This is a genomic window from Streptomyces sp. NPDC126510 (assembly GCF_040302345.1).
Lineage (GTDB): Bacteria > Actinomycetota > Actinomycetes > Streptomycetales > Streptomycetaceae > Streptomyces.
Genome location: NZ_JBEORR010000007.1, coordinates 70,563 through 85,755, shown reverse-complemented (window position 1 = coordinate 85,755; position 15,193 = coordinate 70,563). Strand labels below are relative to the sequence as shown.

The following is a 15,193-nucleotide window of genomic DNA, read 5'->3' as shown; positions in this document are numbered from 1 at the left end:
CGCCCGTCAACCGAAGCAGCTCACCCGACAGCGGCACCAACCCGGCGCCCGTCAACCGAAGCGGTTCAGCAGGCGGCGGTACAGGCCCGGTGCGAGACCGCGGACGCGGCCCGGGACGGTCAGCCAGGTGGGGACGTAGGCCTCGTCGCGGTTCTGACGGACGGCCTCCCAGATCGCGCCGGCCACGCAGCCCGGCGAGAGGAGACCGGTGCGGGTCCCGTCGTAAGGCCTGCCGCGGCGGGTGTGAAAGGCGGTGTCGACGGCTCCGGGCACGACGAAGGTGACGCCGACGCCCGTGCCCCGCAGTTCCTGGCGCAGCGCCTCGGCGAAGGCGGCGAGGCCCGCCTTGGCGGCGGAGTACACCGCCTCCTCCCGCAGGCCCACGCAGCCCGCGACCGAGCCGAGCAGCACCACACGCCCCCGCCCGGCGGCGATCATGGAGGGCAGCACCTCACGCACGAGGTGCAGTGTGGCGTTGAGGTCGAGGGTCAGCACCCGGTCGATGTCGGTGTGCGGCATGGCGGAGAAGGGGCCCGCCCAGCCCATGCCCGCCCCGGCGACCAGGACGTCGATCCGGCCGGTGGTGTGCAGCGCGGACTGGGCCAGCAGGCGCGGGCCGTCCGGGGCGGCGAGGTCGGCGGGCAGCACGACGGCCGTGGTCCCGGACGCCGTCTGCTCCAGGCGGCGCCGGTCGCGTCCGCTGAGAAGCAGCTGCCAGCCGTCCATCGCGAATCGCCGGGCCGTGGCCGCCCCGATGCCGGAGGACGCGCCGGTGACCAGGGCCACGCGCCGGTCGAGCCGTCGCGGTGGCCCGTACTGGTGCACGCGGGCGGGGACGGGGGCCGTGGAGCGGCGCCGGGCGGGATCCGCCGGTGGGTCGTAGGCCGAGCCGGAGCCGGTGAGTGTCACGAGTCGCTCTCCCCTGCACTGGGCGTCCGCCGTGGTCTCGTCTGTCTCCATGCGCTCCCTTGAAACGGAACCCCGTCTCACCGGACACCGCCACCGCACCGGGTGCCGGCCTAGACCCGGCGCTCCGGCTCCGGCGGGCCCCCTGTCCCTGGCCCACCCGGTTCGGGGCCGCCGTGCACCGCGTCCGGCGGGTCCACTCCCGCGGGCCGTGCGATTGCGCCAAGCGGCGGAACGAGAGGGGTGCGGTGGGTGGGGCGGAGACCCCCTCCCCGAAGATGTTGAACATTGAACGGAATAGGTCTACGGTGGGTCCCGTTGGAGTAGTTAAACATTCAACATCACGCACAGGAGGCGTACACCATGAGTATCTTCAGCCGCACCGACGCCCGCACCGCCGCCGCCACGAGCGCCGCCGTGAACCCCGACCTGGCCGCCCTGACCGGCGACTACACGATCGACCCCGCACACTCGGCGATCGGCTTCACCGCCCGGCACGCCATGGTCACGAACGTCAAGGGCGGCTTCCAGGACTTCACCGGCACGCTCCGCCTCGACGGCACCGATCCGTCGCGCTCGACGGCCTCCCTCGACGTCGTGATGGACAGCATCGAGACCGGCAACGCCGACCGGGACGGCCACCTCAAGAGCGCGGACTTCTTCAAGACGGACGAGTTCCCGGCCATGACCTTCCGCTCCACCGGAGTGGAGGCCCTGGGCGGTGACGACTACCGGATCACCGGCGACCTGACGATCCTCGGCACCACCCGTCCGCTCGCCATCGACCTCGAGTTCAACGGCGCCGCGAAGGACCCGTTCGGCAACGAGCGCGTCGGCTTCGAGGGCAAGGCGGAGATCCTGCGCTCCGAGTGGGGCCTGACCTGGAACGCCGCACTGGAGACCGGCGGCGTCCTCGTCTCCGACAAGATCAAGCTGAACTTCGACATCTCGGCCATCAGGAACGCGTGAACCCCTGGGGGACCGGCCCGGCGCATCATCGCCGGGCCGGTCTGGCCGGTTCCCGCCCCTTGTGCGGAGACTGTCGGCGTTCTCATAATCCAGCAGCAAATATTTTGACCAGTCCATGCCAGCACATGGACGTTCTTTTTGCCCTTGCTGCTGTCATGCACTCGTCAATCTGATGCTTCGGTTGCACCTCCCCAGTCAACCCCCCACGAAAGGCATCACGTTGAAGAGACTTCTCACGGCCCTGAAGAGATGCGCGGCCCTCGGCGCCGCCGCGCTCGCGATCGCCAGTCTCCAGCCCGTCTCCGCCGCACAGGCCGCCCCGTCGCCCGTCGTCGGCGGGACCCGGGCGGCGCAGGGCGAGTTCCCGTTCATGGTCCGGCTCTCCATGGGCTGCGGCGGCGCGCTCTACACCCAGCAGATCGTGCTCACGGCCGCGCACTGCGTGGGCAGCTCCGGCAACAACACCGGCATCACCGCCACCGCGGGGGTCGTCGACCTGCAGTCCACCAGCGGCCGGGTCCAGGTCCGCTCCACCAAGGTGCTGCGCGCCCCCGGCTACAACGGCACCGGCAAGGACTGGGCGCTCATCAAGCTCGCCCAGCCCATCAACCTGCCCACCCTGAAGATCGCCACCACCTCGCAGTACAACACCGGTGACTTCACGGTCGCCGGCTGGGGCGCGAACCGCGAGGGCGGCTCCCAGCAGCGCTACCTCCTGAAGGCGACCGTGCCGTTCGTCAGCGACGCCGCGTGCAAGGCCTACGGCGGCCTCTACAGCGGCCTCGTCGCGAACGAGGAGATCTGCGCCGGCTTCGACGCGGGCGGTGTCGACACCTGCCAGGGTGACTCCGGCGGCCCGATGTTCCGCAAGGACAACGCCGGCGCCTTCATCCAGGTCGGCATCGTGAGCTGGGGCGAGGGCTGCGCCCGGCCCGAGGCTCCCGGCGTCTACACGGAGGTCTCGACCTTCGCCTCCGCCATCGCTTCGGCGGCGTCGACCCTCTGACCCGCGAACCGGGGCCCGGCGCCGAGGGGTGCCGGGCCCGTTCGGCCTGTGGGGCTCAGCCGTCCGGGCCCGCCGACTCCAGCTTCCGCACCGCAGCCGCCACCTGCGCCGCCCGGCTCCGCGCCGTCCTGGCCCGCAGCACGCCGAGCATCGCCAGGTACCGGTCCGTCCGGCCGAGGGCGGCGAACGCCGCGGCGGCCCGGGGGTTCCGCTCCAGCGCCGCAGCCAGGTCCTCGGGGACCTCGGCCTCCTTCTGTGACGCGTACGCCGCCCCCCACCGCCCGTCCGCCCGCGCGGCCGCCACCTCCGCGAGCCCGCCGGGCCGCATCCGCCCGGCGGCGGTCAGCTCCTCGATCCGCCGGACGTTGACGAGAGACCAGAGGCTTCCCGGACGCCGCGGCGTGATCCGCTGCAGGTAGTACGCGTCGTCAAGCCCCTTGCGCTGCCCGGTGATCCACCCGTGGCACAGGGCCAGGTCGTTGACGTCGGCGGCACTGGCGGAGGGGATGCCCGAGCCCTTCTTCGCGATCCTGACCCAGAGGCCGGGACACGGCGGCGGGTGGGCGGAGAGCCAGGAGTCCAGATCGGTTGCGTCCTCGAAGGACAGGGGGCCGGTGTCCTCGGAGCTGGTCATGGCGCCACCGTAGGGCGGAAGCAGGACAGTTGCCGTCCGCTACGCGAGCACCGCGCGGGCCTCTTCGCGCGCCTGGGTGATGGCGTCGGGGAAGACACCGAGGCCATGGGCGACCAGGGCACCCTCGTGCAGGAGCATCAGCGTCCGGGCCGTCGCCTCCGCCGTTTCGGGCGCGATCTCCGCGGCGAGGCGGGTGAACAGGTCGAGCATCCACCGCTTCTGCCCGGTGATGATCGGGTGGGCCGGATGGGCGGGGTCGCTGATCTCCGCGTGGGCGTTGACCATGCTGCATCCCTTGGGACTGAACTCCTCCGCCCAGGCGCGCGAGGCGTCGAACACCGTCAGGACGCGCACCCGCGGGTCCGGGCCCGCCGCGTCGAGGCGCTCGGCGAGGAAGGCCCGCCAGCGCTCGTCGCGCTCCGCGAGGTACTCCACGACGATCTGCTCCTTGGAGCCGAACCGGTCGTAGAGCGTCTTCTTCGTGACCCCGGCCTCGGCGGCGATGAGGTCGACGCCGACGGCGTGGATGCCGCGCTCGTAGAAGAGCCGGGTGGCGGCCGTCAGGGCCCGGCGGGCGGCGGGCGTCATCGTGATCCGGCGCGGGGTCGGTGCGGTGGTACCCATGGCACCCGACTATACCGATCTGTATAGTGAGCCGGGAACGGGTAAACCGATCTGTCTACTGGTTGTGATGTCGTGAACATCCTCCTCTCCCTCGCCTTCGTCCTGTGCTGGAGTTCCGGTTTCATCGGCGCCAAGCTCGGCGCCGGCAGCGCGCCCGCGCTCACGATCCTGATGTGGCGGTTCCTGCCGCTGGCCGTCGTCCTCGTGGCCGTCGCCGTCATGATGCGGGCGGCCTGGCGGGGCCTCACCGCCCGGGACCTCGCCCGGCAGGCCGTGGTCGGCGTGTTGTCACAGAGCGGCTATCTGCTCAGCGTCTACATCGCCATCCAGCTCGGCGTCTCCAGCGGTACGACGGCCCTGATCGACGGGGTCCAGCCCCTGGTCGCGGGAGCCCTGGCGGGGCCGCTGCTGGGACAGTACGTCTCGGGCCGGCAGTGGGGCGGTCTGGGCCTCGGGCTGTGCGGCGTCGCCGTGGTCACCCTGGCCGACGCGGCGGCGGGCGGCGATGTGGCGTGGTGGGCGTACGCGGTCCCGCTGCTCGGCATGCTGTCCCTGGTCGCGGCGACGTTCCTGGAGGGCCGGTCCCGCTCGCGGGTCGCCCCGTCGGTGTCGCTGACCGTCCACTGCGCCACCAGCGCGGTCCTCTTCTCCGCCCTGGCCCTCGGCACCGGGACCGCCGCACCGCCCGCCCGGGGGGACTTCTGGGTGGCGGTCGCCTGGCTCGTGGGACTGTCCACGTTCGGCGGCTACGGGCTGTACTGGCTCATCCTGGAGCGTTCCGGCGTCACCAGGGTCAACACACTGATGTTCCTGATGGCCCCGGTCACCGCGGTCTGGGGCGCGCTGATGTTCGGGGAGCCGTTCGGTGTGCAGACCGCTCTCGGGCTCACCGTCTGCCTCGCGGCGGTCGTGATCGTCCACCGCGGGGGCGGCCGGAGGGACACGACGCTGACCGCAGCCCGGGGGGAGACCGGCGAAAACCGGTGGACCCGGTCCCGGGGGCCCGCCTAACCTGCCGTCCATGTCCGGCCCCGAGGCGTCCAGAGTGCGGCCACCGGCTCTCCGGTGGCTGTTCGTGACGCCGATGCCGGGCCGCTGAGGCCGCCCGCTCCGCTCCGCTGCCGGTTTGCCGTCCGACCTGTCGTGTCCGACGTCGACCTCCGGTGCGGAGTTCTTTCATGCCGTTCACTCTTCTTCTGCTGGGCCTTGCCGTGTTCGCGCAAGGCACGTCCGAGTTCATGCTGTCCGGGCTGGTGCCGGACATCGCGCGCGACCTGGGGGTGTCCGTCCCCGCGGCGGGCGCGCTGACCTCGGCCTTCGCGGCCGGGATGGTGGTGGGGGCACCCCTCGTGGCGGGGCTCGCGCGGCGCTGGCCGCGGCGGGGCGCCCTGCTGGCGTTCCTCGTCGTCTTCCTCGCCGTCCATGTCGTCGGCGCGCTCACCGGCAGCTTCGCCGTCCTGCTCGCCGCGCGCGTGGTGGGGGCGCTCGCCAACGCCGGGTTCCTGGCCGTCGCCCTGGTCGCCGCCGTGGGCATGGTTCCGTCCGATGCGAAGGGGCGGGCCACGTCCACGCTGCTGGGCGGAGTGACGCTGGCCTGTGTCGCCGGGGTCCCGGCCGGGGCCCTGCTCGGCGAACTATGGGGCTGGCGTGCCGCGTTCTGGGCCGTGGCGCTGGTGTCGCTGCCCGCGCTCGTCGCGGTGGCGCGGTCCGTGCCGGGTGGTGCGGCCGTGAGTGAGCCGCCCGCGCTGCGCGGTGAACTGCGCTCGCTGTGCGACCCCCGGCTGCTCGTCACCCTGCTGCTGGGCGCCCTGGTGAACGGCGCGACGTTCTGCACCTTCACCTATCTCGCGCCGCTGGTCACCGAGGTGACGCAGTTGGGCAGCGCCTGGGTCCCCGGCGTCCTGGCCCTGTTCGGCACCGGGGCGTTCCTCGGGGTGACGGCCGCGGGGCGTCTCGCCGACCGGCGTCCCCTGCCAGTCCTCGTCGGCGGGGGCCTGGCGCTGGGCGCGGGCTGGTGCGCCCTGGCCCTCGGGGCCGGGCACCCGGCCCTGGCCCTCGCCCTCGTCTTCACCCAGGGCGCCCTGTCCTTCGGCGTCGGCTCCACGCTGATCGCCCGGGCGCTGTACGCGGCGCAGGGCGCACCGACCCTGGCTGGCGGTTTCGCGACGGCGGCGTTCAACGTGGGCGCGGCGGTGGGCCCGTGGGCCGGAGGTGCGGTGATCGGAGCGGGGCTCGGGTACCGGGCGCCGGTGTGGGTCAGCGCGGGTCTGGTGGCGCTGGCCTTCGCGGTCGCCGGGGTGACGGCACGGCGGCGCGAGGGGGCGTCGGCGCGGGAGACGCTACGGCGTTGATCGCGCGTACGCGAGCCTCGGGTCATGGCCGGGGCCGGGCCCGCTGCCGAGCGCCGTGGAACTCAGGCCCTGGTCAGGCCCGCCGCCCCGAGCACCGTGGACCTCACCCTCCGGTCAGGGCCTGCCCGCACTGCGGCTCCCGCCGGCGTCAGAACCCGCCCCCGAAGTCCCCTCCACCACCGAAGTCTCCCCCGCCGCCGAAGTCCCCGCCTCCGAAGCCGCCCCCGAAGTCACCGGTGTCGAAGTCCGCGCCGGAGACGTCGCCGCCCTCGTAGCCGCCGAAATCGCCGTAGCCGGAGCCGTAGTCGGCCGCGTAGGCGGGGCCGGCCATCATGCTGCCGAGCATGGTGCCGACGAGGAGGCCGGGCAGGAGGCCGCCGCCGAAGTAGCCGCCGGCCCAGGGGCCGTACGCGGGCCCGGCCTCCCAGTAGGGGCGGCGGCCGCGGTCGGTGTCGACCTCGCGGATCTCCGGGTCGCGGCCCTCGGCCAGGCGCCTGTCGTCGGCCGCGCAGACGGGGACCTCGCGGGCGCTGCCGGCCGGCGGCGTCCAGGTCGCGTCGGCGACGGAGGGGCCGTGGCGCGGGTCGAAGAAGCAGGGCGGGCGGCGCTCCGGCAGGGCTCCGCCCGTGCGGCGGGCCTCGAGCCTGGCCAGGGAGAACCGGCCGTCCTCCACGGCCTGGGTGACGGCCCGGACGTCCTCCGGTTTCGTCGCGGCCGCCATGAGGGACTTGGCCTGTTCGTAGGAGTCCAGGGCACGCTCGTAGTCGGTGCGCATCGCGTCGTCGGCGCCCGGCTCCGCGGGATGGAAGTCGAGCCGGTCGAGTTCCTCGCCGAACGCGGTGATGTCCTCGTCGACGACCACCCGCAGCTTCTCCAGCGCGGCCCGCTGTTCCTCCTCGTGGCGGCGCCGGTTGCGGCGGACCACGGCGTAGGCGCCCGCGCCGCCTGCCGCGGCCAGGGCGCCGATCGTGATCAGGCCGCCGACCGGCACGTCGGTGCCCGAGCCGTCGCTCCAGCTGCTCGGCGCCGAACCGCCCACGTTGCGCAGGGCGTCGTCGACGAAGTCGTTCAGCTGGGCCTTGGTGTCACCCGCGTCCTGCACCGCCGTGACGAGGTTGGACACCGCCTGCCTGCTCATGACGGAGCTGTCGGCGCGGGCGTCGAACCGGTCGCCGAGGTGGATGCCGTACAGGCCGGCGATGCCGGTCTCGGTACGGAGGTTCCGGAAGAGGTCCTGCGTGGGGTAGCCGGCCGGGAGGACCGCCACGAAGACGGGCTTGTCCGCATCCTTGATCTTGTCGGCGAGCGCCTCCGCGTCCGACGCCGCGAGCTGCCCGGAGGCGGCCGGATCGACGTAGACCGGGTTGTCGCGCAGTTCCCGGGCGACCTCGGAGAGGTCGGTGGCCGCGTGCGCACCCGGCGCACCGGCCATCAGCACCGCCAGTACGGCGGCGAACGGCACGATCAGCAAGCGTACGACGGTACGCATCAGTGCGGCCCTCATATGTTCGAAAGTACCCGAAACGGCACAGAAAGGGTTATCCGTCGAGGCAGGGATTTGTCGGCGCGGCTGCGCCTAGGATGCCCCTGGCCATCCAGGAGGGCGGGAGCGGAACATGTTCGGACGACGCAGGGCTGCGGACATGACGGTGTCCGAACTGACCGAGCTGGACCGGTCGCGTACACGCGCGGACCTCCTGTGGGAGCTGTTCCGGCATGCCGAGGCGGAGGTGACGTCGGCGATCGGCTGGTATCTGGCCCGCCGCCGGGGGCCGTCGCTGTGGTCACGTTCGCTGCGGGCGCTCGCCACGCTGCTGGGCATCGTCGGCACGATAACGCCGCTGGTGCACGCGGCCTCGCCCACGACCGTGCAGCCCGAGTGGGGGTTCGTGTTCCTGGCCGGCGGTGCGGGCTGTGTGCTCTTCGACCGGATCTTCGGGTTCTCGGCGTCCTGGACCCGCTACATCCGTGCGGAGATGGCGCTGCAGCAGATCCTCAAGAGGGCGCAGTCCGACTGGGCGCAGGCGTACCTGAGGACCACCGACTCCCCCAGCGACAAGGAGCAGGCCGCCCTGCTCGGGGTGATCGAGCGGCTGCGGACCGACGCGCAGCGGATCATCGAGGACGAGGGCACGGCGTGGGTCGGCTATCTGGCCGACGGCGTCGAGGAGCTGACCCGCTCCACCAGCAACGCCACCGGCCAGCGCTCCCACACCGCGGGCCTCTTCCGCCTCGACCGGACCCCGGGCCGCGACCGCGGCGGCGAGGTCCCGGGACCGCGGTCCCGGGACACGGCGATGTGACACGCGCCCCGGCACCCGGCCGGGCCGCGGCTACTCCGCCGGTGCGACCCCCGCGCGCAGCAGCCCGTAGGTGTACGCGTCCTCCAGGGCCTGCCAGCTCGCGGCGATGACGTTCTCGGCGACACCGACCGTCGACCACTCGCCCGCGCCGTCGGAGGTGGAGATCAGCACGCGGGTCGTGGAGTTGGTGCCGTGCTTGCCCTCCAGGATGCGGACCTTGTAGTCCACCAGCTCCAGCTTGGCGAGCTGCGGGTAGATCTTCTCCAGGCCCACGCGCAGGGACCGGTCGAGGGCGTTGACCGGGCCGTTGCCCTCGGCCGTGGCGACGATGCGCTCACCCTTGGCCCACAGCTTGACCGTGGCCTCGTTGGCGTGGGAGCCGTCGGGCCGGTCCTCGACGATGGCCCGCCAGGACTCGACCTCGAAGTAGCGCAGCGGCCTGCCCTGGACCTCGGCGCGCAGCAGGAGTTCGAAGCTCGCGTCGGCGGCCTCGTAGGTGTAGCCCTCCAGTTCGCGCTCCTTCACCCGCTCGACCACCCGGCCGACCAGCTCGCGGTCGCCGCCGAGGTCGACGCCGAGCTCCTTGCCCTTGAGCTCGATGGACGCCCGCCCGGCCATGTCGGAGACCAGCATCCGCATGGTGTTGCCGACCAGCTCGGGGTCGATGTGCTGGTACAGATCCGGGTCGACCTTGATCGCGGAGGCGTGGAGTCCGGCCTTGTGGGCGAAGGCGGAGAGGCCGACGTAGGGCTGGTGCGTGGAGGGGGTGAGGTTGACGACCTCGGCGATGGCGTGCGAGATGCGGGTCATCTCCCGCAGACGGCCCTCGGGCAGGACCTTCTTGCCGTACTTCAGTTCCAGGGCCGCCACGACCGGGAAGAGGTTGGCGTTGCCGACGCGCTCGCCGTAGCCGTTGGCCGTGCACTGCACGTGCGTCGCGCCGGCGTCTACGGCGGCCAGGGTGTTGGCGACCGCGCAGCCGGTGTCGTCCTGGGCGTGGATGCCGAGCCGGGCACCGGTGTCGGCGAGGACGGTGGAGACGACGGCCTGGATCTGGGCCGGGAGCATCCCGCCGTTGGTGTCGCACAGCACGACGACGTCAGCGCCGGCCTCCGAGGCCGTACGGACGACCGCCTTGGCGTACTCGGGGTTGGCCCGGTAGCCGTCGAAGAAGTGCTCGCAGTCGATGAAGACCCGGCGGCCCTGCTCCTTGAGGTAGGACACGGTGTCGCGGACCATCGCCAGGTTCTCGTCCAGGGTGGTGCGCAGCGCGAGCTCGACATGGCGGTCGTGCGACTTGGCGACGAGCGTGATCACCGGCGCGCCGGACTCCAGGAGCGCCTTGACCTGAGGGTCCTGGTCGGCGGTGGTGCCGGCGCGGCGGGTGGAGCCGAACGCGACGAGCTGGGCGTGCCGGAAGTCGATCTCCTGCTGGGCGCGGGCGAAGAACTCGGTGTCCCGGGGGTTGGCGCCCGGCCAGCCGCCCTCGATGAAGCCCACGCCGAAGTCGTCCAGGTGCCGTGCGATGGCCAGCTTGTCCGCGACGGTGAGGTTGATGCCCTCCCGCTGGGCGCCGTCGCGCAGGGTGGTGTCGAAGACGTGGAACGAATCGTCGAGCTCGCTGGTTTCGGTCATGGTCTCAAGGCTCCTGAGAATGGGATCTCGGTCGTACCGGAATGACCGGCTCCACCGCCCTCACATACTCCCTCGCGCTCTCGCCTCCGGCTGTGGGTGGGCCAGAAATGCGAAAAACCTCTCGCGGGTGCGAGAGGTCTGCGCGCGGGTCTAGGACGACGGTGTCCACCCGTACCTGGTCGTACGTGGTGGTCACTGCGGACCGGCGCGCCTGCTGCCAATAATCATGGCGAACGAGAGCACGGGGGAAGTGTGGCACACCCCCCGCGCTCCGCTCACCGCCGTCTCAGGATGCGGTCGGTCACCTCAGGTGACGGACGTAGCTGTGCGAGGTGTCGTACGTGTCGCCGGGGACCAGGTCGGGTGAGGAGCTGCCGAAGGCGAGGGTGCGGCCGTCGCGGTCGATGACCGGGGCGGACACGCTCTGGTCGTTCGGGCCGCCCTGCGCGTCCGGGCTGGCGAGGGTGGCGCGTCCGGTGCGCAGGTCGCGGACGTACGCCCGGGTCGTGCGGTCCGCGTCCCCCGGGTCCCCGTGGACGCTGCTCCCCCGGCCCCGCGCCGAGGGCTCCCCCGAGCCAGCATCACCGCGGGCCGGAGGGCAATCCACCGTATTGGGTACGGCCCGGGCGTGCGTTCAGCCGTCTGCGAGGAGGCTGTCGGCGAGGAACTCGCCCACGTGACGGAGGATCTGCGTCCGGTCGGTGCCGCGCAGGCCGATCGCCACGTGGATCGCGAAGCCGTCCAGCAGTGCCCGCAGGCGGGCGGCGAACCGGTCCGGGTCGACGCGGCGGAACTCGCCCCGCGAGATGCCCTCCGCGAGCAGGGCGACCAGGTCGCGGTGCCAGGCGCCCTCGATGGCGGCCTGCCGGTCGCGGGCGTCCTCATCGGCGTTCTGCGAGCGGTTCCAGACCTCCAGCCACAGCGTCCAGTGCGGGTCGCGGTGGCCGTCGGGGACGTACAGGTCGACGTAGGCGTCGAGGCGTTCGCGGGCGGACGCGGTCCGGGTCAGCAGACGCCCCCGCTCGATCCCGAGCCGGCCCTCGCTCCACTCCAGGGTGCGCAGCAGCAACTCGTCCTTGGACCCGAAGTAGTAGAGCAGATGGCCGCTGCTCATGCCGACCTCGCGGCCAAGGGCGGCCATGGTGAGCTTCTCCAGGCCGCGCTCGGCGATCATCTCCATGGCGGCGGCGAGGACGTCCTCGCGGGGCGGGGCCTGCCTTCGCCCACCGGCCATGTGCGCTCCTAGATTTTCGGCTGCTGCTGCGTGATGCAGTGGATGCCGCCACCGCCCGCGAAGATCGTACGGGCGTCCACCAGTGTCACGGTCCGTTCGGGGAACAGGCGGCGGAAGATGCCGGCCGCGATCTCGTCGCGCGGGTCGTCGAAGCCGCACAGGACGACGCCGCCGTTGCAGAGGTAGTGGTTGATGTACGAGTAGTCGGCCCAGTGACCGTCGGCCTCCAGGACGGTCGGGGCGGGGACCTCCACCACCTCCAGGCGCCGTCCGCGCGCGTCCGTCTGCGACTTCAGCAGGCCGATGACCTCCCGGGTCACCTCATGATCGGGATGGGCCGGGTCCGGCTGGGAATGGGCCACGACGACGCCAGGGCGGGCGAAGGCCGCGACGATGTCGACGTGGCCGAGGGTGCCGAAGCCGTGGTGGGGGTACCCCCTGCTCGAGCGGAGCCGAGAGCTTGGGGGAGGGTAGTCGCCGGTCAGGCCGCGCGGCAGCCAGATGGCCCTGCGGGTGCCGAGCTGGGCGTGGATCTCGGCCTCGACCTGCTCGCGGGACCAGCCCGGGTTGCGCTCCGGGCCGAGCTGGACGGTCTCGGTCAGCAGGACGGTTCCCTCGCCGTCGACATGGATCGCCCCGCCCTCGTTGACGAGCGTCGAGGCGTACGTCCGGGCCCCGGCGAGGTCGGCGACGTGTGCGGCGATCTTCGCGTCGTGCTCCCAGCGGGCCCACGCCTGGGCGCCCCAGCCGTTGAACGTCCAGTCGACGGCGGCCAGTTCGCCGTTCCCGCCGGTCAGGAAGGTCGGGCCGATGTCGCGCATCCAGGCGTCGTCGAGGTCGCGCTCGACCATGTCGACGCCCTCGCCCAGCAGCGCACGCGCCTCGCCCGACTGCCCCGGCCCGCACACCACCGTCACCGGCTCGAAGCGGCGCACGGCCCGGGCCACCGCGGCCCAGGCGACCCGGGCGGCGTCCAGCTCCCCGGGGTCGTCGAAGGTCTGGTTCGGGCCCGGCCAGGCCATCCAGGTCCGCTCGTGCGGAACCCATTCGGCGGGCATGCGGAAGCCGTCGGCGGCTGCGGACATCGTTGATCCTCAGAGGAAGTAGAGACGGTTGAGGGAGACGGACTCGGCGGGTTCGGAACGCAGCGGCTCCCCGTCGAGCGTGACGAGGCCGGTGCGCTGGTCGACGTCGACGGCTCCGGTACGGGAGTTGAGGCGCAGGTCGGCCGGGCCGATACCGCGGGTGCCCCGCACGGCGACCCTGCGGCGCCGGGTCGGCATGGTGTCGTTCCCCTGGTCGAGCGCGGCCCGCGCGACGAACGCCACCGAGATGTCGGCCGGAGTCGCCCCGTGTGCGCCGAACTGCGACCCGAGGACGAGGGGTTCGCAGGTGTCGGTCGCCGCGTTGGGGTCGCCCACCACGCCGTACGCGGGGAAGCCGGCCTTCAGTACCAGTTGCGGCTTGGCGCCGAAGTACTCGGGCCGCCACAGCACGATGTCGGCGAGCTTGCCGGTCTCGATGGACCCGACCTCGTGGGAAAGCCCGTGCGCGAGGGCCGGGTTGATGGTCAGCTTGGCCATGTAGCGCAGGACGCGCTCGTTGTCGTGGCCTTCGTCCGGAGCGCCGGACTCGGCCTTCATCTTCCCGGCCATGGCGAAGGTGCGGCGGACGGTCTCACCCGCGCGCCCCATGCCCTGGGCGTCCGAAGAGGTGATGCCGATCGCGCCCAGGTCGTGCAGGACGTCCTCGGCGCCCATGGTTCCGGACCGGATGCGGTCCCGGGCCATGGCGGCGTCGCCGGGCAGGTCGGTCTTGAGGTCGTGGACCGAGACGATCATGCCGTAGTGCTCGGCGACGGCGTCCCGGCCGAAGGGCAGGGTCGGGTTGGTGGAGGAGCCGATGACGTTCGGCACGCCCGCCATCTTCAGGACGTTGGGGACGTGCCCGCCGCCGCAGCCCTCGATGTGGAAGGCGTGGATGGTCCGGCCCTCCAGCACGCGCAGGGTGTCCTCCACCGACAGGCACTCGTTCAGCCCGTCGCTGTGCAGGGCGACCTGGACGTCGTGCTCCTCGGCGACGCGCAGGGCGGTGTCCAGGGCGCGGGTGTGGGCGCCCATGTCCTCGTGCACCTTGAACCCGGAGGCACCGCCCTCTGCGAGGGCCTCGATCAGGGGCGCCTCGTGGGACGAGGAACCCCGGCCCAGGAAACCGATGTTGACCGGCCAGGCGTCGAACGCGTTGAACGCGTGCCGCAGCGCCCAGGGCGAGTTGACGCCGACACCCCAAACGGGCCCGAACTCCTGCCCGATGACCGTGGTCACGCCGGAGGCGAGCGAGGCCTCCATGATGCGCGGCGACAGCAGGTGCACGTGGGTGTCGACGGCTCCGGCGGTGGCGATGAGGCCCTCACCGGAGACGATCGAGGTGCCCGTGCCGACGACGACGTCGACCCCGTCGAGGGTGTCGGGGTTGCCGGCCCGCCCGATCGAGCAGATCCGGCCCTCGCGGATGCCGATGGAGACCTTCCGGACGCCCTGCACGGCGTCGATCACCACGACGTTGCTGACCACGACGTCACAGGTATGCCGGACCGCCGCGGCCTTGAGGTGCAGCCCGTCGCGGGCTGTCTTGCCGAACCCGGCGAGGAACTCGTCGCCGTGGAGCTGGGAGTCGGACTCGACCTTGACGATCAGCCCCGAGTCGGCGAGACGGATGCGGTCACCGGCGCGGGGCCCGTGGGTGGCGGCGTACTCGTAAGGGGTGAGGCGGCGGGCCTCGGCGGGGTGGCCTCCTGGTCGGCTCATCGTCCGGCCTCCCGATCAGCTGTGTCCGGTACGCCGAGATAGCCGCAGGCGGCGGCCCGTCGCAGCGCCTCCTCCTTCGCGCCCGGCGCGTCCAGCGGCCCGTCGACGAGCCCGGCGAACCCGATCGCGATCCGCTCGCCCCCGATCGGCACGAGCCCGACCTCGGCGCTCTCCCCCGGCCCGAACCGCACGGACGACCCCGCGGGCACGGCGAGCCGCATGCCGTAGGCCCGGCCGCGGTCGAAGTCGAGCCGGGGGTTGGCCTCGAAGAAGTGGAAGTGGGAGGTCACCGAGACGGGCACGGTCGCGGTGTTGGTGACCTCCAGCCGCTCGGCCGGCTCGGGCACGGGCTGCTGCGGCCCGGGCAGCAGCGCGCCCGGGGCGTCCGGCCCCGAGCCGCCGCCGATGGGGTCGGAGACGACCGCGAGCCGGGAGCCGTCGTCGAAGACGGCCTCGACGTGCACCTCGGTGACCACGTCGGCGACGCCGGGCAGCACGTCGTCGGGTCCGAGGACGGACCGGGCGGCCTCCACGGCCTCCGCGAGCCGCCTGCCGTCCCGGGCGGCCTCGCACACCGTGTCGGCGATGAGCGCGGTCGCCTCGGGGACGTTGAGCCTCAGCCCCCTGGCCCTGCGGGCGCGGGCGAGCTCGGCGGCGCCGAAGAGCAGCAGCCGGTCGCGTTCGGTCGGGGTCAGCCGCATGTCACTCCCTCTATTTAGAGCAT

15 protein-coding genes are annotated in these 15,193 nt (G+C 72.5%); 5 read left to right on the top strand and 10 right to left on the bottom strand.

Annotation, left to right across the window (positions count from 1 at the left end):
- Window positions 1–51: 51 nt before the first annotated feature.
- A complete protein-coding gene (locus tag ABTX60_RS11415) occupies window positions 52–909 on the bottom strand; it encodes an SDR family NAD(P)-dependent oxidoreductase (RefSeq protein ID WP_352097031.1) in 858 nt (285 codons plus the stop codon).
- A gap of 360 nt (window positions 910–1,269) precedes the next feature.
- On the opposite strand from ABTX60_RS11415, the gene ABTX60_RS11410 reads away from it, so the two are divergent.
- Together ABTX60_RS11410 and ABTX60_RS11405 are read left to right on the top strand one after the other, a co-directional pair.
- Window positions 1,270–1,875 (top strand): YceI family protein, encoded by a 606-nt coding sequence (locus tag ABTX60_RS11410; protein WP_352096861.1) that lies wholly within the window; start codon window positions 1,270–1,272, stop codon window positions 1,873–1,875.
- 220 nt (window positions 1,876–2,095) lie between these two features.
- Window positions 2,096–2,881 (top strand): S1 family peptidase, encoded by a 786-nt coding sequence (locus tag ABTX60_RS11405; protein ID WP_352096860.1) that lies wholly within the window; start codon window positions 2,096–2,098, stop codon window positions 2,879–2,881.
- Between the two features lie 55 nt (window positions 2,882–2,936).
- Here ABTX60_RS11405 and ABTX60_RS11400 read toward each other — a convergent pair whose 3' ends face one another.
- The gene (locus ABTX60_RS11400) at window positions 2,937–3,515 is read right to left on the bottom strand and encodes a YdeI/OmpD-associated family protein (RefSeq protein WP_352096859.1); all 579 of its coding nucleotides are present in this window, start codon (window positions 3,513–3,515) and stop codon (window positions 2,937–2,939) included.
- 39 nt (window positions 3,516–3,554) lie between these two features.
- A complete protein-coding gene (locus ABTX60_RS11395; RefSeq protein ID WP_352096858.1) occupies window positions 3,555–4,139 on the bottom strand; it encodes a TetR/AcrR family transcriptional regulator in 585 nt (194 codons plus the stop codon).
- Window positions 4,140–4,211: 72 nt separating this feature from the next.
- On the opposite strand from ABTX60_RS11395, the gene ABTX60_RS11390 reads away from it, so the two are divergent.
- Together ABTX60_RS11390 and ABTX60_RS11385 are read left to right on the top strand one after the other, a co-directional pair.
- Window positions 4,212–5,150 (top strand): DMT family transporter, encoded by a 939-nt coding sequence (locus ABTX60_RS11390; RefSeq protein WP_352096857.1) that lies wholly within the window; start codon window positions 4,212–4,214, stop codon window positions 5,148–5,150.
- Window positions 5,151–5,317: 167 nt separating this feature from the next.
- Entirely contained in the window at window positions 5,318–6,490 is a 1,173-nt protein-coding gene (locus tag ABTX60_RS11385) for a Cmx/CmrA family chloramphenicol efflux MFS transporter (RefSeq protein ID WP_352096856.1), read from the top strand.
- Window positions 6,491–6,638: 148 nt separating this feature from the next.
- Here ABTX60_RS11385 and ABTX60_RS11380 read toward each other — a convergent pair whose 3' ends face one another.
- Window positions 6,639–7,994, bottom strand: a complete 1,356-nt coding sequence (locus ABTX60_RS11380; protein ID WP_352096855.1) for a hypothetical protein — start codon at window positions 7,992–7,994, stop codon at window positions 6,639–6,641.
- A gap of 112 nt (window positions 7,995–8,106) precedes the next feature.
- On the opposite strand from ABTX60_RS11380, the gene ABTX60_RS11375 reads away from it, so the two are divergent.
- Window positions 8,107–8,793: an SLATT domain-containing protein gene (locus tag ABTX60_RS11375; RefSeq protein WP_352096854.1), complete on the top strand. Its 687-nt coding sequence runs from the start codon at window positions 8,107–8,109 to the stop codon at window positions 8,791–8,793.
- 30 nt (window positions 8,794–8,823) lie between these two features.
- On the opposite strand, the gene cimA is transcribed toward ABTX60_RS11375, so the two are convergent.
- The 6 genes from cimA to ureA all read right to left on the bottom strand — a co-directional run bounded on the left by cimA (window position 8,824) and on the right by ureA (window position 15,170).
- Window positions 8,824–10,428 (bottom strand): citramalate synthase, encoded by a 1,605-nt coding sequence (cimA, locus tag ABTX60_RS11370; RefSeq protein ID WP_352096853.1) that lies wholly within the window; start codon window positions 10,426–10,428, stop codon window positions 8,824–8,826.
- Window positions 10,429–10,729: 301 nt separating this feature from the next.
- Entirely contained in the window at window positions 10,730–11,035 is a 306-nt protein-coding gene (locus tag ABTX60_RS11365; RefSeq protein WP_352096852.1) for a hypothetical protein, read from the bottom strand.
- A gap of 27 nt (window positions 11,036–11,062) precedes the next feature.
- A complete protein-coding gene (locus ABTX60_RS11360; RefSeq protein ID WP_352096851.1) occupies window positions 11,063–11,662 on the bottom strand; it encodes a TetR/AcrR family transcriptional regulator in 600 nt (199 codons plus the stop codon).
- Window positions 11,663–11,670: 8 nt separating this feature from the next.
- A complete protein-coding gene (locus ABTX60_RS11355; protein ID WP_352096850.1) occupies window positions 11,671–12,747 on the bottom strand; it encodes an agmatine deiminase family protein in 1,077 nt (358 codons plus the stop codon).
- Between the two features lie 9 nt (window positions 12,748–12,756).
- On the bottom strand, window positions 12,757–14,469 hold the full coding sequence (locus tag ABTX60_RS11350; protein ID WP_352096849.1) for an urease subunit alpha: 1,713 nt from the start codon (window positions 14,467–14,469) through the stop codon (window positions 12,757–12,759).
- Window positions 14,466–15,170 (bottom strand): urease subunit gamma, encoded by a 705-nt coding sequence (ureA, locus tag ABTX60_RS11345; RefSeq protein WP_352096848.1) that lies wholly within the window; start codon window positions 15,168–15,170, stop codon window positions 14,466–14,468. The genes ABTX60_RS11350 and ureA overlap by 4 nt, the downstream gene beginning before the upstream one ends.
- Between the last annotated feature and the right edge of the window lie 23 nt (window positions 15,171–15,193).